This is a genomic window from Wolbachia endosymbiont of Drosophila leontia (assembly GCF_028981785.1).
Taxonomy (GTDB): Bacteria; Pseudomonadota; Alphaproteobacteria; order Rickettsiales; family Anaplasmataceae; genus Wolbachia; species Wolbachia pipientis.
The window spans coordinates 1-552 of the sequence record NZ_JAPQLK010000003.1 but is presented as its reverse complement, the minus strand read 5'-3'; the positions used below and the strand labels follow the sequence as shown (position 1 = coordinate 552).

General features: G+C 53.6%; 1 rRNA gene. It reads left to right on the top strand.

Annotated elements, in window-relative coordinates:
- Window positions 1-552: ribosomal RNA gene (locus tag OZD63_RS00095) — 23S ribosomal RNA — on the top strand; the annotation flags it as partial.

The window sequence follows — 552 nt, the reverse complement described above, 5'->3', positions numbered from 1 at the left end:
TACGAGGCGAACCCGGGGAACTGAAACATCTCAGTACCTGGAGGAAAAGACATCAATTGAGATTCTGCTAGTAGTGGCGAGCGAACGCGGAACAGGCCAGTGGTCTTTGGAAGAGAAGCAGAACACTCTGGAAAGGGTGGCCATAGTGGGTGATAGTCCCGTATGCGTAGTGCTTTTAAAGATCCTTGAGTAGGGCGGGGCACGTGAAACCCTGTCTGAACATGGGGGGACCACCCTCCAAGCCTAAATACTCCCTGGTGACCGATAGTGAACAAGTACCGTGAGGGAAAGGTGAAAAGCACCCCGACGAGGGGAGTGAAATAGACCTGAAACCGAATGCCTACAAGCAGTCGGAGCCTCTTATGGGGTGACGGCGTACCTTTTGTATAATGGGTCAGCGAGTTTCTGTTTGCAGCAAGCTTAAGCCGGTAGGTGTAGGCGTAGCGAAAGCGAGTCTGAATAGGGCGTCTAGTTGCTGGCAGAAGACCCGAAACCGAGTGATCTAGCCATGGCCAGGCTGAAGGTGCGGTAACACGCACTGGAGGGCCGAAC